The sequence below is a fragment of the Pseudoalteromonas sp. 2CM41L genome, assembly GCF_023161905.1.
Lineage (GTDB): Bacteria > Pseudomonadota > Gammaproteobacteria > Enterobacterales > Alteromonadaceae > Pseudoalteromonas > Pseudoalteromonas atlantica.
On sequence record NZ_JALNTN010000001.1, the window covers coordinates 400,546 to 420,679 of the forward strand.

The 20,134-nt window shown below is 40.3% G+C and carries 24 protein-coding genes; 10 read left to right on the forward strand and 14 right to left on the reverse strand.

Annotation, left to right across the window (positions count from 1 at the left end):
• Positions 1-60 precede the first annotated feature (60 nt).
• Genes MTF64_RS01770 through MTF64_RS01795 form a run of 6 tightly spaced genes read right to left on the reverse strand, consistent with a single transcriptional unit; the run spans position 61 to position 6,091 of the window.
• Positions 61-585 (reverse strand): hypothetical protein, encoded by a 525-nt coding sequence (locus MTF64_RS01770; protein ID WP_248450294.1) that lies wholly within the window; start codon positions 583-585, stop codon positions 61-63.
• A complete protein-coding gene (locus MTF64_RS01775; RefSeq protein ID WP_248450296.1) occupies positions 586-1,671 on the reverse strand; it encodes a beta-ketoacyl synthase N-terminal-like domain-containing protein in 1,086 nt (361 codons plus the stop codon).
• The gene (locus MTF64_RS01780) at positions 1,671-1,943 is read right to left on the reverse strand and encodes a hypothetical protein (protein ID WP_055019111.1); all 273 of its coding nucleotides are present in this window, start codon (positions 1,941-1,943) and stop codon (positions 1,671-1,673) included. Before MTF64_RS01780 ends, MTF64_RS01775 begins: the two co-directional genes overlap by 1 nt.
• Positions 1,934-3,097 carry an ABC transporter permease gene (locus tag MTF64_RS01785; protein WP_248450298.1) on the reverse strand — a complete coding sequence of 388 codons (1,164 nt, stop codon included), beginning with the start codon at positions 3,095-3,097 and terminating at the stop codon, positions 1,934-1,936. Before MTF64_RS01785 ends, MTF64_RS01780 begins: the two co-directional genes overlap by 10 nt.
• Positions 3,091-4,014, reverse strand: a complete 924-nt coding sequence (locus tag MTF64_RS01790) for an ABC transporter ATP-binding protein (RefSeq protein WP_248450299.1) — start codon at positions 4,012-4,014, stop codon at positions 3,091-3,093. Before MTF64_RS01790 ends, MTF64_RS01785 begins: the two co-directional genes overlap by 7 nt.
• Before the next feature lie 43 nt (positions 4,015-4,057).
• Positions 4,058-6,091, reverse strand: coding sequence for an NADPH-dependent 2,4-dienoyl-CoA reductase (locus MTF64_RS01795; RefSeq protein WP_248450301.1), 2,034 nt, complete (start codon positions 6,089-6,091; stop codon positions 4,058-4,060).
• A gap of 240 nt (positions 6,092-6,331) precedes the next feature.
• Here MTF64_RS01795 and MTF64_RS01800 point away from each other — a divergent pair, with 240 nt between their 5' ends.
• Positions 6,332-7,150, forward strand: a complete 819-nt coding sequence (locus tag MTF64_RS01800) for a HEAT repeat domain-containing protein (RefSeq protein WP_248450302.1) — start codon at positions 6,332-6,334, stop codon at positions 7,148-7,150.
• A gap of 54 nt (positions 7,151-7,204) precedes the next feature.
• Here MTF64_RS01800 and MTF64_RS01805 read toward each other — a convergent pair whose 3' ends face one another.
• Positions 7,205-7,645 carry a DUF2141 domain-containing protein gene (locus tag MTF64_RS01805; protein WP_248450303.1) on the reverse strand — a complete coding sequence of 147 codons (441 nt, stop codon included), beginning with the start codon at positions 7,643-7,645 and terminating at the stop codon, positions 7,205-7,207.
• A gap of 82 nt (positions 7,646-7,727) precedes the next feature.
• Between MTF64_RS01805 and MTF64_RS01810 the strand changes: the two genes are divergently transcribed.
• Genes MTF64_RS01810 through MTF64_RS01825 form a run of 4 tightly spaced genes read left to right on the forward strand, consistent with a single transcriptional unit; the run spans position 7,728 to position 11,239 of the window.
• Positions 7,728-8,648 (forward strand): dialkylrecorsinol condensing enzyme, encoded by a 921-nt coding sequence (locus MTF64_RS01810; RefSeq protein WP_248450304.1) that lies wholly within the window; start codon positions 7,728-7,730, stop codon positions 8,646-8,648.
• Positions 8,649-8,657: 9 nt separating this feature from the next.
• Positions 8,658-9,812 carry a beta-ketoacyl-ACP synthase III gene (locus MTF64_RS01815; RefSeq protein WP_248450305.1) on the forward strand — a complete coding sequence of 385 codons (1,155 nt, stop codon included), beginning with the start codon at positions 8,658-8,660 and terminating at the stop codon, positions 9,810-9,812.
• A gap of 12 nt (positions 9,813-9,824) precedes the next feature.
• Positions 9,825-10,226, forward strand: a complete 402-nt coding sequence (locus MTF64_RS01820) for a hypothetical protein (protein WP_055019119.1) — start codon at positions 9,825-9,827, stop codon at positions 10,224-10,226.
• An 8-nt stretch (positions 10,227-10,234) separates the two neighbouring features.
• Positions 10,235-11,239 (forward strand): BtrH N-terminal domain-containing protein, encoded by a 1,005-nt coding sequence (locus tag MTF64_RS01825; RefSeq protein WP_248450307.1) that lies wholly within the window; start codon positions 10,235-10,237, stop codon positions 11,237-11,239.
• A gap of 79 nt (positions 11,240-11,318) precedes the next feature.
• On the opposite strand, the gene dapA is transcribed toward MTF64_RS01825, so the two are convergent.
• A complete protein-coding gene (gene dapA / locus MTF64_RS01830; RefSeq protein WP_248450309.1) occupies positions 11,319-12,233 on the reverse strand; it encodes a 4-hydroxy-tetrahydrodipicolinate synthase in 915 nt (304 codons plus the stop codon).
• Between the two features lie 172 nt (positions 12,234-12,405).
• Between dapA and MTF64_RS01835 the strand changes: the two genes are divergently transcribed.
• Positions 12,406-13,059 (forward strand): DUF6058 family natural product biosynthesis protein, encoded by a 654-nt coding sequence (locus MTF64_RS01835; protein WP_248450311.1) that lies wholly within the window; start codon positions 12,406-12,408, stop codon positions 13,057-13,059.
• Positions 13,060-13,172: 113 nt separating this feature from the next.
• On the opposite strand, the gene MTF64_RS01840 is transcribed toward MTF64_RS01835, so the two are convergent.
• From MTF64_RS01840 to MTF64_RS01850, 3 genes are all read right to left on the reverse strand, one after another.
• Positions 13,173-13,460: a putative quinol monooxygenase gene (locus MTF64_RS01840; RefSeq protein WP_004586483.1), complete on the reverse strand. Its 288-nt coding sequence runs from the start codon at positions 13,458-13,460 to the stop codon at positions 13,173-13,175.
• A gap of 65 nt (positions 13,461-13,525) precedes the next feature.
• A complete protein-coding gene (dkgB, locus tag MTF64_RS01845) occupies positions 13,526-14,341 on the reverse strand; it encodes a 2,5-didehydrogluconate reductase DkgB (RefSeq protein WP_004586484.1) in 816 nt (271 codons plus the stop codon).
• Positions 14,342-14,496: 155 nt separating this feature from the next.
• Positions 14,497-15,669, reverse strand: coding sequence for an MFS transporter (locus MTF64_RS01850; RefSeq protein WP_004586485.1), 1,173 nt, complete (start codon positions 15,667-15,669; stop codon positions 14,497-14,499).
• A 114-nt stretch (positions 15,670-15,783) separates the two neighbouring features.
• On the opposite strand from MTF64_RS01850, the gene MTF64_RS01855 reads away from it, so the two are divergent.
• Together MTF64_RS01855 and MTF64_RS01860 are read left to right on the forward strand one after the other, a co-directional pair.
• On the forward strand, positions 15,784-16,671 hold the full coding sequence (locus MTF64_RS01855) for a LysR family transcriptional regulator (protein WP_248443500.1): 888 nt from the start codon (positions 15,784-15,786) through the stop codon (positions 16,669-16,671).
• A gap of 249 nt (positions 16,672-16,920) precedes the next feature.
• Positions 16,921-17,964 (forward strand): metal-dependent hydrolase, encoded by a 1,044-nt coding sequence (locus MTF64_RS01860; protein WP_248450313.1) that lies wholly within the window; start codon positions 16,921-16,923, stop codon positions 17,962-17,964.
• Positions 17,965-18,152: 188 nt separating this feature from the next.
• Here the strand turns inward: MTF64_RS01860 and MTF64_RS01865 are convergent, their stop codons facing one another.
• Entirely contained in the window at positions 18,153-18,419 is a 267-nt protein-coding gene (locus tag MTF64_RS01865; protein ID WP_024031803.1) for a hypothetical protein, read from the reverse strand.
• Between the two features lie 224 nt (positions 18,420-18,643).
• Between MTF64_RS01865 and MTF64_RS01870 the strand changes: the two genes are divergently transcribed.
• Entirely contained in the window at positions 18,644-18,907 is a 264-nt protein-coding gene (locus tag MTF64_RS01870) for a type B 50S ribosomal protein L31 (protein WP_248450315.1), read from the forward strand.
• The gene (gene ykgO, locus MTF64_RS01875; RefSeq protein WP_004586489.1) at positions 18,907-19,041 is read left to right on the forward strand and encodes a type B 50S ribosomal protein L36; all 135 of its coding nucleotides are present in this window, start codon (positions 18,907-18,909) and stop codon (positions 19,039-19,041) included. The genes MTF64_RS01870 and ykgO overlap by 1 nt, the downstream gene beginning before the upstream one ends.
• A 51-nt stretch (positions 19,042-19,092) precedes the next feature.
• On the opposite strand, the gene MTF64_RS01880 is transcribed toward ykgO, so the two are convergent.
• Together MTF64_RS01880 and MTF64_RS01885 are read right to left on the reverse strand one after the other, a co-directional pair.
• Positions 19,093-19,479, reverse strand: coding sequence for an OsmC family protein (locus MTF64_RS01880; protein WP_004586490.1), 387 nt, complete (start codon positions 19,477-19,479; stop codon positions 19,093-19,095).
• A gap of 200 nt (positions 19,480-19,679) precedes the next feature.
• Entirely contained in the window at positions 19,680-20,069 is a 390-nt protein-coding gene (locus MTF64_RS01885; protein WP_024031804.1) for a cytochrome b562, read from the reverse strand.
• Positions 20,070-20,134: the final 65 nt, after the last annotated feature.

Consider the following 20,134-nt stretch of genomic DNA (forward strand, 5'->3'; position numbering starts at 1 on the left):
GTGATGACAAAAAGAGGCTAGATTCTACAGTTGTGCATGTTTTGATTCAAGGGAAACACACTAATCTTTATCACGTTCGCTGGAAAAATCTGCGTTTTCTATAATTTTAACTGAACATTGCCGTGTTTTGTCATCTTCTTGCCACATTACTAAGATAGCAATATCAATGATCCCACTTTGGATATCAGCCTGCGCTAGCAATTGATTTTTTTCCATTCCTAACTTATCTGAGCCAATAAATAGATTAGGCCCAGTAATAGAATAAGCACTGGCAAGGTAATAATTAGCGGCATTGCCCACACTCGCAACAAAGCTAAGCGGCTTAATAGCTTCACGGTTGTGCACGTCAAGCAACATAGATTGCATTAAATCACTAGAAAAATAATCAGCGCAACTGTACAAGCCAATCCGCGAGGTTAAATCAACGCCCTGTTTTGCCCTAAAAACGGCCAGTAAGGCAATCAGTGTAAATACATCCATTCTACGAACTGTTAAGCCTGTCTCTTGTTTTATTTGCTGGCGCAGTGCTTTTATATCCAGTGATTTATCTAAACTAACTAATGAGTTTGCAAGTACGTTCATCATCTAAGCCTTATGCCTTTGCATCACTAACGCTGCGTTATTGCCACCAAAACCAAAGTAGTTAAGTAGCACAGTGTTTACCTGCGTAAAGTCTGGCTTTACATAAAATGGCCACATTAATTCATTGCTATCGTGAGCATAACTTGCCACTGCGTAATTTTGTTGTTGCTGACATTGCTGGTACAAGGCTATTTCAATAACACCACACGCTCCCAAGGTGTGACCTGTAAAAGGCTTGAAAGCGATTAAAGGTGGTTGGTGCTGGTTAAAAACCCTTGTTAATGCGTTGCACTCTGCTTCATCGTTACCAAGCGTTGCTGTGCCATGAACCTTAACAACATCAATCTCGCCAGCGCTAATACCGGCATCGCTAAGCGCATCGCTGATCACTTGCGCAATATGACTGCCGTCTTCTTGCGTCATAGTTAAACTGTAAGTATCACACGCAGAAGCACCACCTAATAACTTAAACTGACACTGCTCAGCTGCGTTTGCAGATAGGTACAATGCAGCAAGGCCTTCTCCTAACACCAGACCGGAGCGCCCTTTAGCAAATGCAGCTAAGCCAGATTGACTAATCAAATCTAGCGACTTAAACCCTTCGACTGTTAAAGGATTATAAAACTCACAGCCAATGACTAGCGCATTGTCTATTTTACCTTGGGCAATTAAGCGTGTTGCGTATAAACATGCATTAGCGCTAGCGGTACAGGCCGTACTAAAAGTAAATTCTAAATCATTAAGGCCATAACGCTGAACTAAAGCCCGATTTATTTTGTTGGTCGTAGAGAGCCAAAGTTCATCACTGGCACCAATATCAACTGCACTGATATCTAATGATGTTGAACCTAAAAACAAAGAGGTGGTTTTAAGATCCTCAGCAGTTAATGAAAGTTTTGCAAACAGCGGTAATAACAATTGATCAAAGTAAGCTAAAATGTCGCCAAATTGACAGTTGTCTATTTCATCTCTAAATGATTTAAACGCCACTACTTCACTTTCGTTAGTCTGTACTTTATTGCTTGTTTCAGTGCCTAGCGCTGCACACATCACTTCACTGGCATTTAAATAGACACTGCGTAAAGCCATTATTTTTCGCGCTCACTAACAATAAAATCAACAATAGTATCAATAGACTGCAAATGCTTACGAGTTTCTTTCGAGCCCTCAACTTTAATACCAAAATGCTGCTTTAGTACTAAAGATAATTGCAACGCGTCTAATGAGTCTAAATTTATGCGTGACTGACTACCAAATAAAGGCTCTGAGTCGATAATGTCTTCAGGGGCAAAATCATCTTCTTTGTCACACTCGGTAATAATCAGCTGCTTTAATTGTAGTTTTAGCTCGGCTAATTCCATGTCAAATTCCTCATTTTTTTATTAAATATCCATAGAGCGGCACTAAAGCATGACAATGAAAAACCCCAAAGTAATACGCTGTAATGCCAAAAACTGTGTGTCATTGTCTCGCCCATTATCAACCTTAAAATTTGTGCAGACCAATACATAGGCGAACCATTTGCCAGTGCTGCAAGGTTGCTTGGCATGATCTCAAGCGGCACCATAAAGCCACTCAATGCCGCTAGAATGATATTCACCCCTCCCCCAACAACAATAGCTTGCTCATAGCTTGATACTAAACTGGCTAAAAATAATGCAAAGGATATAGCCGCAACACTCAAACTGATTAATGCAATCACAGACAAGCTCAAGCTGTTTAGAGATAGTAGCGGTAAGTCTAAACAATACGGGATCACCACGCAGCCTATTAACGCTAATAACGCTGTTTGCACTAAGCTTACGAGTGTATAGGCACATGCTTTATTATAAAAGTAACGCGCCATGCTAATAGGGTAGGTTTTTAACCGCACTAAGGTGCCATTATTTCGCTCGTTTATAAAAGTTAAAGAGACTGGTAACACAATAAAATACACGCCAAACACCCACCATGCAGGAATACTATTTAATGCTGGGTTGTGTAGCGCTTTTGCTGGGGTATCAATAAGTAAGTAATTGACATCAGATGCTGTGATTACTGCGTTTATTTGCTCATCAATAACGGCATCGGCTTCTAAATCACCGGTTTCGAGCATATATAAATAAAGTTTCAGTTGTGCCAAACACGCTTTCACTTTTTCTCGCAGTAATAAACGTGTTTGTGGGGCAAGATCATCACTTATAATAAGTTGTAACTGGCTTGTACCTTGGCGCATAAGGATTTGTTGATCAAACTGCGGGTTGATAATCAACTGACTGACTTGCTCGGTTCTGCTTTTATTAGCGCTAATGGTAAACCCTTGTGCTTGCAGTAACTTAGTAATAACCAGGCTGTGTTGGCTATTATTTTCACCCGCCACTGACAGTACCAAGCTCTGCTGTATACTTTGTTGTGACTGACTACTTGCCATGGTCATAATCACCATGAACACGATAGGCATAAGCAATAATACTGCTAAACTGTGCAAATCATTAGCAATTAAGCGCGCTTCTTTTTTCAGTGTGTGAATTAACATGCCTGCTCCGAAAACAACGCCCGATAAAGCTGCTTAATTTGGTTATCAGAAAAATTAACAGACTTTATTTCATCACTGAGCTGACTTAAAGCGCTAAAAAGGCTGCCAAGTAGCTTGGTGTCTGAAATAGTCAACTGATACTGAGCCTCACTAATCACTGTTAATTGCTCTGTAAATAACGCTAACTGCATCTGAGATAAACGGTTTCTAGTAGTAAAGTTAAGCGTGAGTTGAGCACTGTTAATAGCTTGGTTAGCGACAACTTTACCGTCTTTTATAAACACTACATCGTCACATAATTGCGCCACTTCATACAATAAATGCGAGGTGTAAATCAATGTTTTTCCTTGTTTTTTTAAATCCTGCAACAAACTAATAATGGCATCACGAGAGAGCGGATCGATTCCCACAGTCGGCTCATCTAAAAATATAATATCAGGTTGTTTGCTCAATGCGATTGCGATATTTAAACGCCGTTTATAGCCACCTGAAAGTGTACTTGCTCGTTTATTCGTAACCGCTTGTAAATTGCAGGCAGCAATAGCGGATTCAATATACTGAGCATGTAAACGGCGATTTTTTTCACTTATTGCAACAAAAAAGGCAAGATTATCATACACAGTTAGCTCTTCATAAAAGGCAAAATCTTGTGGTACTAAAGCCACTTTTTTTGCTATTGCCTGTTTTAGGCTTAACTGTTGATAATGCGGGTACTCTATCCGTCCTGCAGCAGGGGCTAACAAGCCAGTCATTAACGAAATTAATGTCGATTTACCTGCGCCATTTGGGCCTAAAACAGCGGTGCATGTACCTTGTTTTAACTGCAATGAGACAGCATCAACTGTCAACCGTTCAGCACCTTTGTAAGCAAAGCTAAGTTGTTGCAATTCCAACATGATAGGAGCTATTTTTGCCATAAGGTATCCTGCGCCATGATTACTGTCCTTGTTGTTATTTTAATTATAAACGTTGCGCAAGGTGAAACGCCTCGCCAATAGCCCGTTGTAAATCTAGTTTTTCGGCTTTTAATGCACCACCAATATAGCTTACAGGAATAGAGAGTTCATCTAGCTGCTGATGATTGCAAGGTAATACGGGTTCTTGCCCACTACAAATCACAACATGGTCAACCGCCAAAATCCGCTCTCTTTTTCGTACGCTGATATGTAACCCTTGTTGATCAATTTTAATGTAATTTACAGCAGCTAGCATCTTAACACCTTGATGTTTTAAATGTTCACGGTGGATCCAACCTGTGGTTTTCCCCAAGTCAGCCCCATGCTTTCGTAATTTTCGCTGTAATAAGTACACTTTAGGTGCTGTATCAGCACTGTCGGCTTTCGGCTGTTTATTTATCACACCACCCGGTGAATTCACCGTTAAATCAATGCCCCACTGATTCGAAAAACCCTGCGCAGATTGTTGCACACTGTGTCCAGATTGATTACCAGTAATAAAACTTGCAACATCAAAACCTATGCCACCAGAGCCGACAATTGCCACACTGCCTTTAATTGGTACACTGCCATCTAACACTGCTTGGTAGCTGATCACTTTCGGGTCGTCAATTCCCACAATATCAGGTGTATAGCCTTTCACCCCAGTAGCAACAACACAATGATCAAACTGAGCCAAGGTTGCAGTATCCGCTTGTGTATTCATGCAAACTTTAACATTAAGGCTAGATAAACGATTTTTAAAATACCGTAATGTTTCTTTAAACTCTTCTTTACCCGGAATATTTGCCGCTAATAAAAGTTGCCCACCTAGCTGGTTGCTTTGTTCAAACAAGCTCACTTTATGGCCTCGCTCAGCAGCATAAATAGCGCAGGCCATGCCCGCAGCCCCACCCCCGATAATAGCTATCTGTTTACTTTGTGTACCTTTAGCTGTCAGTATTAAGGTTTCATTACATGCGCGAGGATTAACAATGCATGAAGCGGGTAAATTAACAAAAATATTATCGAGGCAAGCCTGATTACACGCTATACAGGTATTGATCTGTGCACTTTGGTTGTTATGTGCTTTGGTAACAAATTGGCTGTCAGCTAAAAATGGTCGCGCCATGGAAATAAAGTCAGCGTGTTCGTCCGCTAATAATTGCTCTGCGACTTCCGGGGTGTTGATACGATTACTGGTGATCACCGGCACCGAAACCGCCGCCTTTAAACGTTGGCTCAATGACGTAAATAGCGCCCTAGGAACACTGGTTACAATAGTCGGCACGCGTGACTCATGCCAGCCTATGCCTGAGTTGAGCATATCGACTCCAGCATCCTCAAGCGCATGTGCAAGCTGTAATACCTCAGCAAAAGTGCTGCCATCTGCTACTAAATCCAGTAATGATAACCTAAATACTAATAAAAATTCAGGGCCTACGGCTTGGCGAACATGTTTTACAATTTCAATCGCAAAACGAATCCGATTTTCATAACACCCACCCCACTCATCAATGCGCTTATTGGTCGCTTTAACAATAAACTGGTTAATTAAATAACCTTCTGAGCCCATGATCTCAACGCCATCATAGCCTGCTTGTTTAGCAAGTTTTGCACATTGCGCAAAATCATTAATTTGTTTTTCTATTTCAGCGGTGGTTAATTCTTTTGGCATGTAAGGACTGATCGGTGCCTGAATGGCCGAAGGCGCGACTTGCTGAGGCTGATAGCCATAACGACCGGCGTGAAGTATTTGCATGCATATTTTAGTACCGTGTTGTTTTACGGCATCTGTTATGAGCTTATGCTGTGCCACCCCAGTTTGGCAATCAAGTACACTTCTATTCGGTGCCAGTATGCCTTCGGGGTTCGGAGAAATTCCCCCTGTGATTATTAAACCGACCCCACCCTGTGCACGTTCACCGTAAAAAGCAGCGAGACGAGTAAAGCCATCTGGTAGCTCTTCTAAATTTGTATGCATAGACCCCATTACCACGCGGTTTTTCAGCGTAGTAAAAGCTAAATGATAAGGGGCAAATAATCGACTGAATGACATACAAACTACACAACTCTGGTACAAAACCGCGCTAGAGTAGCAAGCTTTAATAATGACTGCAAAAATTACCCACTAATTTTCTTCGCAGCATATTAAACAGTGCATTTTATAGTCAAAATTAAAAATAAGGGCTTGTTGAATACCTAAACCGGCATTATGATAAAACTCAATTAACAGATAAAAACGTTTTTACACTCTGTTTTTATTAATTTTATTTTACTATACCAACAAGGAATGGTTATGTTTTCATTCAAGCCTTTAATAATTGGCTTAACATTAGCAACCTTATCAAGCTCAGCATTTGCCCTGACAACAATAGAGCAGCGCGATTATGATCGTTTAGTTTCTGGTGATTTAACCGAAGTAAAAAAAGCCGCACAATCAATAGTCGCTAATAATACCAACAATGCTCAAGTGTTAGATGTACTAGCCGAATTTGTCGCACAAAACTATTTACATGCACCGGATTATCAACTCGATACCATTGCATGGGCGTGTCGCGCACTAGGTGAAACAGGTAACCCACGTTACCGAGAGTTACTCACTAGCATTGTAAACAGTGATGCTCATAAAAAAGTTCGTAAATACGCGAAACGCTCACTAAAAAGCTTACCTTCTACTGATGCGAGCCAATACGTTGTTGGTAGTATTGATTTAAAGAGCATACAAAAAGCGCCTGTTACAAACGGTTCATCATTAACTGGTGATGATAAAGCAATGTTTGATATTGCTTCAGGAAATTTAATTGAAATCAAAATGCTCGCGCAAAAATACACCACAAGTGGTATTCCTTCGCAACAAGTTGGCGACACCCTGGCTGAATATTTTGCCCAAAACTACAAAACGGGGCAACAACATCAATACGATACACTCGCATGGGTATGTAAAGGCTTAGCAACAGATAAAAACGGTCGCTATAAAGCCTTAATTGAAGATGCCGAAGAAAATAGTCCTATCCGCGCAGTGCGCAAGCATTGTCCTGACGAAATCGAAGGCAAAGGCCCTTACTATCATGCAGGTACGGTTGACCTAATAGAAGTAGAAAAACAACTACAATAATACAGGGTCTGAAGACGTTATAAGGTCTACAAAACTTAATAACAACGCCGCATTTTAGCGGCGTTTTTTATTGTTCACTTTAATTTGAATCTCGCTATTTTGGCTAAACTCAAAGACAGCATCTTCAGGGGATGGCAGGCCAAACATCAAATTTGGGTTATTTGAAAAGCCAACAGGTTCTTTGGGTATCGAACTGGCGGCTAAGTCTAGCTCACCATTGCCATTTAAATCCTGAAAAAATCGAACACAATAGCTGCCTGCCTGCAGTGAAGTTGACTGCTCCAATGAGCTGGCTGAAACGACTACTTCTTGCGTGACTAGATTAGGTAACTCTTGCCAGCTTAAAGCCACATTACTGCAATCAAGAATTTGATAATGCACCGTGCCAGTGACCTGTTTAAATTTGGCAAACGAGAGCTTAAGTGTGTGTCGCTCCTTCGCGAAACTTTGGCTCATCATTAAGCTGATGGCTAATAATCCAATGAATTTTTTCATGCCTATACGCTCCTTTCTATGGCTTGAGTACCTATATCTAGGTATAATAACGGACTTTTAGGAAGTTACAAAAGGTTAAAGGATGCGTAAAGTTCTCGTTATTCACTACTCACAAACGGGTCAACTCACTCAAATAGCAGACTCTATCGTCTCACCGATTCAAGGCAGTGAAGATATAATTGTCGACTATCTTAATTTAAAACCAAGTAAGCCTTATCCTTTCCCTTGGCCCTTTTTAACCTTTTTCCATATCTTTCCCGAATGCGTGAAAATGGTTCCGCAGCCAATGGACCTTATAGAGTCTGCCCATGATGACTACGACCTGGTTATTTTAACCTACCAAGTATGGTTTTTATCACCTTCGTTACCTATATCTTCGTTTATGCAGTCTGAACAAGCGATTAAGCTACTCAATAACAAACCTGTTATTACTGTAATAGGTTGTCGTGGTATGTGGCTAAGCGCGCAAGAGAAAATGAAACAACTATTGAGTAATGTAAACGCTAAGCTCATTGATAATGTGGTACTAAGTGATGAATGCGGCACCGGTTTTAGCTTTTTAGCCACACCACTTTGGATGTTTTCTGGGAAAAAGAAATCAGTATCTTGGGTGCCAGCAGCGGGTGTAGCACTGCACGAAATAACCGCAGCAAGTCGTTTTGGCGTTGCTATCAAAAAAGCCTTATTAACCTTAGAGCCCGGGCACACATTAGATAAACCCGTGCTTAAAGGACTAGGCGCAGTCAAGGTGAACGAAAAGTTTATAGCCAGCGAACGTGTAGGCCAACATAGCTTTAAAATATGGAGTAAAATTTTAGCTACACTTGGCCCGATGCATTCAACGCGCCGAAGTTGTGGGCTATTGATCTATGTGTTATTTTTGCTGACCTTAATCATTACTGTTGTGCCAATAACAGCACTCATAAAAAAATTAATTGCCCCCTTAACTAGAAAAAGAATAGCCAAGCAAAAAGCCTATTTTGCTGAGCCATCTGGAGAGTAACCGTCCGTTATGGAAAATGCTGTATATATAAATAACTTACACGCTGTCTTACCCAATAGTCCTGTAAGCAATAAAGAAATGGAAGTCGTTTTAGGTGAGGTTGGCGGACAACGCTCCCGCGCAAAACCCGTTATATTACGAAGCAACCAGATAAAAACCAGATACTACGCCATTGACCCCGAAACTGGTGAATACAACTACACCAATGCGTCATTGGCTGCGGATGCAGTGCGTGGTTTGTTTAATAAGCTAGGCACACAACTTGAACAACTTGATTGCTTAGTAGCAAGTACGTCAATGGCTGACCAAATCATGCCTAATCACGGTGTGATGGTTCATGGCGAGCTTAAAAACCCTAGCCTTGAGGTCATCTCAACCGCCGGTATTTGTTTATGCGGAATCACCGCACTTAAATACGCTTATTTAAATGTAAAAGCAGGCGAAAGCCAGCACAGTGCAGTGGTAGCCAGTGAGCTTGCTTCAAATGTCATGCATTCGCGTAATTTTAATGCTGAGAGCGAACATAAAGTTGCAATGCTAAACCAAAAGCCTGAAATCGCCTTTGAAAAAGATTTTTTACGTTGGATGCTTTCTGACGGTGCTGGTGCTGCATTATTAAGTAACAAAGCCAACGACCACGGCTTGTCTTTACGTATAGACTGGATTGATGTCACTTCGTATGCTGATCAACTCGAGGCATGCATGTACGCCGGTGCTGAAAAAGTTAACGGTAAGCTAAAAAGTTGGACACGTTTTGATTCACAAGAGCGCGAACAGCACTCTATTTTATCAGTAAAACAAGACGTAAAACTGTTAAATGAAAATATTGTAAAATACACCGTAGAAGACGCACTGAGCAAGATAGTTCAAAAGCGAGGCATTAAAGCCTGTGATTACGACTTTTTCCTGCCGCATTATTCTTCGGGTTACTTTCGTGAGCGATTATTCGATGGCCTTTGTAATATAGACTTCCAAATTCCGTACGATAAATGGTTCACAAATTTAACGAAAAAGGGCAATACTGGCTCTGCGTCTATCTTTATTATGCTTGATGAACTGTTTAAATCAGGTCAATTAACTGAAGGACAAACACTATTGTGTTATGTGCCTGAAAGCGGCCGTTTTTCTAGTGCTTTTATGCAGTTAACCGTGATTAACAAATAATGTGAGTCGCCTGTGAAAAAACATGATGTGCCCCAAGACAACAGCAAAACCTATCAAGGTCAAAACAAACTTGTTTACGCCGTGGATGAGCGCGGCCATTACGAAGGCGTAAAATCATCGGGTTGGGAAGTGGAAAGTTTTGCCACCCAAATGGCTGTTGACGATTTAAACGAGCAAACCAACGAAGCCCTAGCACAAGCGCAACGTGGTGAAGTGTCGCCATTAGCTTATCATATGTTAGCTAGGCGCTTCGATATTCCCACACTCGCTGGCGCCAGCGGTTTTTTTCAATGGCAAATTAAACGTCATTTACGCCCAGCGGTGTTTGCAAAATTGTCTGATAAGAAACTTAATCGCTACTGCGACACCTTAAAAATTAGCCGCGAAGCATTGCTGACTTTGCCCTCACAATAGATACTTTCATGCCTGATATTATTTTACCAATAAACCACCAGCAATCTTCGCATTGCGAAACTGGCGTAGTTACTACGCTATTGCAGAGCAAAGGCATAGACATGAGTGAGCCTATGGCATTTGGGCTTGCATCGGCGCTTACTTTTGCTTATTTACCTTTTGTTAAAATTAGTGGTATGCCATTAATCGCCTACCGCATGCCACCAAAAACCATCATCAAAAAGGTATGTAAAAAGTTAAATATTGAATTAGAAAGCCGCAAGTTTTCAAGTCCAGAAGCTGGTATGCAAGCACTTGATAACGAGCTTGCAAAGGGCAATTTAGTGGGTCTGCAAAGCTCTGTTTATTGGTTACCCTACTTCCCTGAGGATATGCGCTTTCACTTTAATGCCCATAATTTGGTGGTCTATGGTAAAACAGAGCAAGGTGATTATTTGATCAGCGATCCGGTTTTTGAGAACCCTGTGACCTGCGCATACGATGATTTAAAAAATGCCCGCTTTGCCAAAGGTGCATTAGCTGCAAAAGGCTTAATGTATGTGATTCGCTCAGCGCCAAGCCAATGTGACTTAGCCCCAGTAATAAGGCCTGCAATTAAAAAAACCGCTAAGATGATGAATGGCTTAGTGCTACCTTACTTTGGCCTGAAAGGCATTCGCCACATGGCAAAGCAAATACGTATGCTTGATAAAAAGCCAGCTAAATTTGCACGGCTTTACTTAGCGCACATAGTACGGATGCAAGAAGAAATTGGCACTGGTGGTGCCGGTTTTAGGTTTATGTACGCCAGCTTTTTAGAGCAAGCCAGCGAGAAAACCAATACCCCAGCATTAAAGGAATGTGCAGAGCATACAACTGAACTTGGTGACTTATGGCGTGAGTTTGCAATGTTAGCAGTAAAATACTGCAAAAAGCGTAGCGATATCAACCTAAACGAGATAGCAAATAAGTTAGAGCAAGTCGCAGAGCAAGAGGCAAAATTAAGTAAATTGCTATTAAACGCTATTGCTTAAAAGTCTTTAAGTAAAAAGCCTTATCTTAAGAACGAAAAAAGTCACCCAAGGTGACTTTTTCATACTCACTGTTTATTCATTAGCCAATTATTGAATAGTCTTGCAGTAACGGTTTTGCTGTTTTTCCAACAAAGTCGCTGATTGATAAAGCATTGATAAGCTCTACTCCTTGTGCTTGTTGCTCATCGCTCAGTGGCACATACGGTAATCTAAATACGGGATTTACCGCGCCTGTCATCATCATTGCGGTGTTTATTGCAATCGGGTTTGGCTCGCAGAATAGCCAGTTCATTAAAGGTTGTAATGAGGTATTTAAGGCATCATTTTTAGTATCCATTAACTGGCGGAACAATCCAGGTATAAGATTAGATGTGACCGATATAACACCGTGTGCATTGTGCGTGTGGCGTGCATCGTGTGCTTCGTCATCGTTACCTGACCAACACGCAATGCCTTGCTGTTCGTAATGGGCAATACGCTCGTTACCACCACATTCTTTTACACCAATTAAATTAGGGTGTTTTGCTAATGGCTCAATAATATCAGGGGTTAAATCTTGCCCTGTGCGCCCTGCTACGTTGTAAATAAACGCAGGGCCTATATCGAGTACACGTTTAAAGTGCTCGTTAACACCAGCAATAGAAGTGCGGCCATAATATGGGTTAATTTGCAGCGCGGCATGCATACCACTTGCAAAGCCATACTTAGTGGCTTTAATAGCTTCGCGGGTATTATTGCTCCCCGTATTCCCTACAATCACCAGCTTATCGCCATATTTATTTGCACTGTGCGCGATAAGCATTAAATGCTCTTCCCAGTTCATTAGCTGGCCTTCGCCGGTTGTACCACCAACCACAATGCCATCTACCCCCGCTGCAATTTGTATTTCAACGAGTTCATCGTACTTTGCTAAATCTATTTCACCATTGGCTAAGTATGGGGTTTTAATGGCGGTAATTAAGCTTGCTTGTTTAATTTGTTCTAGGGTGCGCATAAAAATTCATTATTTATAAAACTTGCGCTATTTGTAACATACTTGCACGCATTTTTGCAGGCCTAAGCGAATAATAAACGTAAAATGGCTTGTGTTATTTAGTTTGATAATACAAAATACAAGCACTGTACATTTAAACAGTGTTTGTGTTTTTAACTTTAAGCGAGCCATTATGCGTTTATCTGACTACTTAGCCACTCATTTTTATAACACCGATGAGCTTTGCCATGCTTTAAATATTGATGCCGAGCAACTAGATACATGGCAGCAGCAAAGTATTTTCCCTAAACCAAGTTATTGTATAAAAAGCCAATTAAGTTGCAGCTCGTACTCTGGTTTGTATGAATGTGAAGAGTACGATGACTATTACCCGCGCGGCTGTGTAAATTGGGGGCAAGGGCTAATAAAACAAAAAATTGAATCCTCAAGCAATGCCTTTAATTACTTTGCGCAGCAGTACATGGCAAGCCTAAGTAAACTTGCCCAGCAAGGTTTTAGTTTTAATGAAGAATTATTTGGCTGCGAAATAGACGAGCATTTACAGCAAGTGTGGCAACAGTTTTTATGCAGCAAATACGGCGTACTGACACAAAACGGTTTAATTGACGAAATAGTATGTGTGGATATAGGCCGCTTGCTGGTAGACGATATTACTGAATTGCGCACTAAAGGAAGTTTAAATCAACAAGAGCGTACGCAGCTTCACCCCGCGATGAAATTACTCAATAAAGCATTAGGCCACGGTGCCGATCACGAAAAACAACACACATTACGTGCCCGTTACATAGATGCACTTATTTTAAAGTACGATTTATCGATTAAATAAAATGGCTGAGGTTTTAATACGAGGTGGGTATTTAAAAGACTAAGTAACGCAAATGGCGATGTAAGTTTACGCCGCCACTGTATTTTACTCATTAACTAATAAGAGTGCTTTTACTAGCCGATGGTGTTGTACACATCAATATTACTGCTTGTTACAAGCCCGGTAACTTGGGTACCAAATGCTTTGTAGTGAGGCTCTTGTTTATGAGCTTCAAAGTGTTCTTGCGACGCCCACTGCTCACTTACAAGGTACTCGGTATTGTCTGAGTCTCGTTTAACCGACAACTCGTAACGCAAACAACCCACTTCTTGACGTGAATACTTTTGCAGATTTTCGAGCGCAGTTAAAACAACCTCTGCGTCGATATTTTTGCTCGCTATAGTGGCAATTACCGTTAACATACGGAGTCCTTTTAAAAAAATAAAGGTGCAGCTTTGCTACACCTAATGTTGTTTTGCGTATTTTATTACTGATCCCACTGCGGCGCAAAATCTGGCGTTGCTTGGCGGTCGCCACAATCAAGTCCGTCAATACGAGCAATGTCTTCAGCGTCTAATTTAACATGGTCATTAAAGTTATCTTCTAAGTTTTTACGCTTAGTTGACGATGGAATAGTGGTCATGCCGTTGGCATTAATCCATGCAATAACTACTTGCGCTGGCGATGCCTCATGCTTATTAGCAATATCAATAATAGTTTGATCTTTTAGTACTTTACCAACTACAAATGGCATATACGCTGTAACGTGAATGTCGTGTTGGGCACAAAAAGCGCGTAGCTTAGTATTGGTTAAATACGGATGCACCTCAACTTGGTTAGTAAATATTTCACGCGAATCAAGTGTTTGCATTGCTTCGTTTAAGTTGGCAATAGTAAAATTAGATACGCCAATATGTTTTGTTAAACCAAGCTGCTTAGCTTTTAAAAGCTCCGTTAGGTACTCACTCATTGGCTCATCATTTGAAGGCGCAGGCCAATGAATAAGCAGTAGATCGACAGAGTCTACTTGTAATTTCTCAAGTGACTTTTCAACGCTGGCAATAAAGTCAGTTTTGTTAAGCTTGTTGTTCCACACTTTGGTGGTTAAAAATATTTCGCTGCGCGGAATGTTACTATCTTTTATGGCTTGGCCTACTTGCTCTTCGTTACCATAAATTTGCGCAGTATCAATGTGACGAAACCCCACTTCTAACGCCATTTTTACTGAATTGTAGGCGGTATCGCCTTCTAAACGGAATGTTCCCATGCCTAAATCTGGCATTTCTATTACACGTTGTGTCATGGCTCTGTCCTTATAAAATAATCGGTTAAAAATACAAACTGTTTAAAGTTTTACGAAATACACCTTTTACTTCTTTTGTGTTGTCACCTAAAAATTTATGACCTCAATACAGGTAATGAGGTCATAAATTTAAGTTTCAACCTTAACAGAATACTTTATGCTTGTTTGACTTCTCGCTTATCAAGCATGCCACTGTAACGAGTTACTACTAATGCTAGAGCACAAATTGCTGCGCCAATCCAAGCGGTATCTTGAAGTGACATGCCCTCTACTACACTGCCACCAATAATTGAGCCCAGTGCGATACCAATATTAAACGCCGCTATGTTTAAGCCCGATGCGACATCTACTGCATTAGGAGTGTGCTTTTGCGCCTGCTTTACAACATAAAGCTGTAAACCCGGTACGTTACCAAACGCAAATGCACCCCATACTAGAATAGTCAGTACGGCCGCTACTTTTGACTCCATCGTAAAGGTAAAAGCCAATAAAATAATTGTCAGCGCGCTAAATATAATACTCAGTGCGCTAATTGGGCCGCGTTTATCAGCCAGTTTTCCACCCCAAATATTACCAATGGCTACCGATACACCGTAAACCAGCATGATTAAACCAATCGCTGAAGGAGCAAAACCTGTTTCTTGCTCTAAAATAGGTGCTAAGTAAGTAAACGCAGTGAACGTGCCGCCGTAACCTAAAATTGTCATTAAATATACGAGTAATAAGCGCGGCTTAACAATAACCTGAAGCTGCTCTTTAAACGTTGCCGGAATAGACTGTTTTAAGTTTTTTGGTACTAAAATAGCGCTGCCAATTAAAGCGATTAAACCCAGTACCGACACCACTAAAAACGTTGCTCGCCAGCCAAAGTGTTGGCCAATCCAAGTGCCTAGTGGCACACCCGTCACTAGCGCTACAGTAAGTCCGGTAAACATAATAGCAATAGCACTGGCTTCTTTATCTTTACTTACTAAGCTTGTGGCAATCATTGAGCCAATTGAGAAAAACACCCCGTGAGCCAAGCCTGTTAAAATACGCGCTAGTATTAATGTTTCGTAACTAGGCGCTTGCCATGCAAGTAAGTTACCTAAAACAAATAAGCCCATTAAGCTTATTAGTACAATTTTACGGTTCCAACGCCCAGTTAGTGCGGTCAGTACTGGTGCACCAATGGCAACCCCTACTGCATATAAACTAACTAGCAAACCAGCTGAAGGTAGGCTTACGCCTAAATCGTTTGCAATAGTAGGCACTAATCCCACTATTACGAACTCGGTTGTTCCTATTGCAAATGCGCTTAAGGTGAGCGCCCACAAAGCCAATGGCATAATTAAATCCTCATTATTAGTTAAGACTTACAGTTTGACTAAAAATGTGTTTGCAAAAAATAGCATTAGTGACAAAATACTTTTGTAATTAATGCAAAAGTAAGGTGCTCACGTATGGCTCAGCATGCAAAAACCGAAGACTTAGAAATGTTTTTAACGGTAGTAGATAGCGGAAGTTTTTCAGCAGCAGCTAATTTGCTTGATCAGCAAGTAGCAAAAGTGTCGCGGGCCGTGTCTCGCCTTGAAAACACGTTACAATGTACATTACTAAATAGGACCACTCGCCGATTAGAACTAACCGAAGAGGGCCATACCTTTATTAAATATGCTCGCGATGGCTTAAACACTTTACAAACCGGCGAAGAAGCAATAAAGCTTTTAAAACAAGCCCCTAGTGGCAAATTACGTATTGATGCAGCAAGCCCCTTTGTACTGCACCAATTGGTACCTTTAATTGCTGAATTTAATAAGCAATACCCCCACATTACGCTTGATATAACCTCCCACGACAGCATTATTGACTTGCTCGAACATAAAACCGACTTAGCAATTCGTATAGGTGAGTTAAAAGACTCTAACCTACATGCAAAAAAGCTCGGCGTAAGTAAATTGCATTTAGTTGCAAGCCCTAGTTACCTTAAACATACACCGACTATTTCGCACACCAGCGACTTAAACCAGCATAAACTCATTGGTTTTACCGACTCGCCCAAACTTAATAACTGGCCGCTAAAATCGCCCACAGCTTTAAATTTTGGCTTAACCGCCAGTAGCGGCGAGACTGTACGCCAGCTATGCTTGGCAAACCAAGGGGTGGCGCTGCTTTCGCACTTTATGATTGGTGGTGATTTAAAATCAGGCAAGCTAATAGAAATACTGCCAGGGAGTATCAGCACGCCAAACAACCGCGAAATTGTGCAAGCGGTGTATTACAAAAACAGTGCTGTATCGTCGCGTATAATGGCTTTTTTAGATTTTATAAAACCACTGCTTAAATTGTAAGTGCCGTTTTTATACCAAACGTTTAATTAAGTAATCTATATTGTGGCTGGAAAAACGTTTTGCTAGCTAGGCAAAAAATTGGCTATTTCGTTGTTCTCAGCAATTGCTCCTGCATCCTTATAATCGTAAATTAAAATTTTTTAACGCAGGTAGCGACACGTTTAGCCCCGCAATATGATTAAGTATTATTGTGGATTGGTTTTAAGCCCAAGGGCAGTATAACTAACTCCCTAAATAAAAAGGAATAAAATGGACTCGTTAACGCAGGTAGTTTTAGGTAGCGCAGTAGGTTACGCCGTATTAGGTAATAAAATTGGCCGAAAAGCCGCTTTATGGGGTGCTGCTTTAGGTACTTTACCCGACTTAGATGTTTTTATTCCTTATGGCGGGCCAGTGGAGGCATTTACTTATCATCGCGGTTTTAGCCATTCGTTTATTGTGCACTTATTAATTAGTCCCCTTATTGTTTGGCTTATTTTAAAAATACACTCCGGTATGCAAATACATAAAGCCCGCTGGTTTGGGCTGGTATTTTTATGTTTATCGACCCATGCATTACTCGATAGCTTTACAGTATATGGTACGCAATTAATCTGGCCGCTTAGCGAGCACCCTTTTGCTATTTCAAATATATTTATAATCGATCCCCTGTACACCCTGCCGTTATTGTTGGCCTTTCTGTGCACTTTAATACCTAAAATACATACACCGCGCATTTATAAAATTAACGCCGCTATGCTTGTGCTCAGTAGCCTTTATTTATGTAGCTCTCTTATTTTAAAAGTAATAATTAACAATAAAATAGACGCCGCGTTTGCACATAAACACATACACATTAATAACTATGTAAGCACCCCCGCCCCACTTACAACCTTGCTATGGCGAGTTGTTGCAATGTCTGATGGGCAATATTACATAAGTTATGCCTCGGTATTTGACTCCCCTGAAGAGGTTACAATAAACCGCTATAACACAAGCCCCGCTTTGCTAAACGATATTAAAAATGAATGGGGCATAAAACGTTTGCAGTGGTTTACTAAAGGTTTTTATAGCGTGAAAGAGCAGCAAAATAAAATTGTTTTATCTGACTTACGTATGGGCATGGAGTGTTATTACGTATTTAATTTTGCAGTTGGTAAAAAAACCAACAAAGGAGTGCAGGTAAGCAACTTTGAAAAACTAAATCAGCGCTCAAATTTAAGTAGCCTAAGTAAAGTGTGGGATAGAATTTGGAACCCTGATGTCAGTTTAGCCCCGCCCTATGCAGACAAAAACTGTATGAAAACGCCTTAACACTCTGATTATAATTGCATTCATTAATCTGAGCTGTGGTTATAATATTTAAGTTTGCTTTCGCTAGCTAAAAATTTTATGTGAAACAAAACAAATTAGCAGCGTGAGATGATTTTATTATCCAAAGCTCAGGTTGGTGGTTAATTAATAAGGCGCAGCTAAGTGAATGTTTAACCAGCGCCTAAGTATTAATTTTGGTGCTCGTATTGGCCGCGGTATACCTCAAACACTTTTAAAACAGTGTGCTGTTCTTTATTTAGATTATCAAACCAATCGTCAAATAGTTCGTCGTTATCTTGCTCACTTAACGCCATATATTGTGCTAATAGCTCAATAATATCGTTGTGTGTACAGTCTATTGGATTAATTTGCTCAGATAAGACTGTGTGATCGCGCTCTCTAAGGGTTTCCATCACCCCTTGGTCTATTTGTTCTTGTTGTGCTGCGTCGCTCATAGCTTACCTCTAAACCGTAAAAATTTTCTTGTTAACACTTTTTATATAGTTATAACAGCCTAAAAACTAATAGCCAGTATTTTTGGTTTAAGTGGTTATTTTTTGAATTGTTTGCGCAATTAGCCAGCAAAAATACCAGTAAATGAGAGTAAAAATCATTTGCACAAATGCCGTAAACGCGACAACCTATAGTTATACTATCACATAACAACTTAAGGCGTATTATGAAACCTAATATCCATCCAGATTACAACGTGGTTGCTTTTCACGATACAGCTGCCGATAGCTACTTCATTATTGGCTCTACCATTAAAACAGACCGCACTATTGAGCTTGAAGGGAAAACGTATCCGTATGTGCCTATTGATGTGTCTAGCGACTCGCACCCATTTTATACTGGTAAGCAAAAAACAGTGGCTAGTGACGGCCGTGTCGCGCAGTTTAACCGTCGCTTTAAAAACTTATCTACTACCAAAAAAGGTGAGTAATGAAAGTATTAAGCTCGCTTAAAAGCGCTAAGCAACGACCAGGATGTCAAATAGTGAAGCGAAAAGGACGTGTTTTCGTAATATGTAAAGACAATCCACGTTTTAAAGCAGTACAAGGAATGAAGAAAAAGTAACACTAATTCCGTGAAGTATACGGGTAAACGAACCATGTTTACCCGTATTTTTTATTTAACAACTACAGAAAACTCAGGTTGGGCCTGAATCACTTTTTTAACAGTACACGTATTAACCGCAGCAATAAGTGCTTTTTTATATTTTTGAGGAAAGCCATCTGGTAAATTAATTTCGATAGAAAATAATTTTTTACCTTCTTCATCTACGTTTTCATTATTTTGCGTAAGCGTCATCCCTTGTGTAGAGATATCGCGTTGCTCACAAAATTTACGTGCATAAAACCCAGCACATAGCACCATGCTTACTAAGAAGTAGTCAAACGGTTCTGGGTGTTCGGCACCGCCACCAGCATTAATACTTTGATCGCTTATTACTTCAAGGTCGCCAAATTTTGCACTTTGTTTTTGACCCTCTAACAATGACACTGAAATTTCCATTACTATTCCTTAATTAATCTGCACCCTAGATAAGAGCTTTACTAAAATATTGAAAAATGAGCATTCAAACTACTTAATCTGCAGCTATACATTTTATTAAAACATCACAAATCTGCGCATCAATAATGCGCTATAGCGAAAAAGTTAGCATATGTAGCGCTGAAATAACTGCTCGACATTAATTTACAAAAAAGCTGAGGTTAATTACCAAACAATAAGTCAAAAAAACCCGGAGGCTCGTGCAACTCATGATACTTCTTGCGTAAATCATCTATATTTTTAAGGGCTGGCTTTGCTGCATCAAGCCCGCGCTCATTCGCTAATTTTTTTGCCAACTTTGCTTGCGCAATAACTTTATCTAGCCCTTGTAGCGACATTTGTGCTTCTTTATGAAAGGTCGCTTTTTTACTGGTTTCAACCAAAGTAATAAACTTATCTATGGCGGTATTAAAGCCACCTATACCTACTGCTTGCACCGCATTTTTATAAGCAAGGCCTGTATTTTTCATATTAACTTCGAGATCAACTTCTTGCTCTGAAATGGCCGCAGTACTAAATACAAAAGTAAAAATTAAAACTAAAAACTTCATGGTAAAACCTATTTATAAAAAACAGTATAAGTGTATCAAGTTTACGTAATAAAGTAACTCAAGGC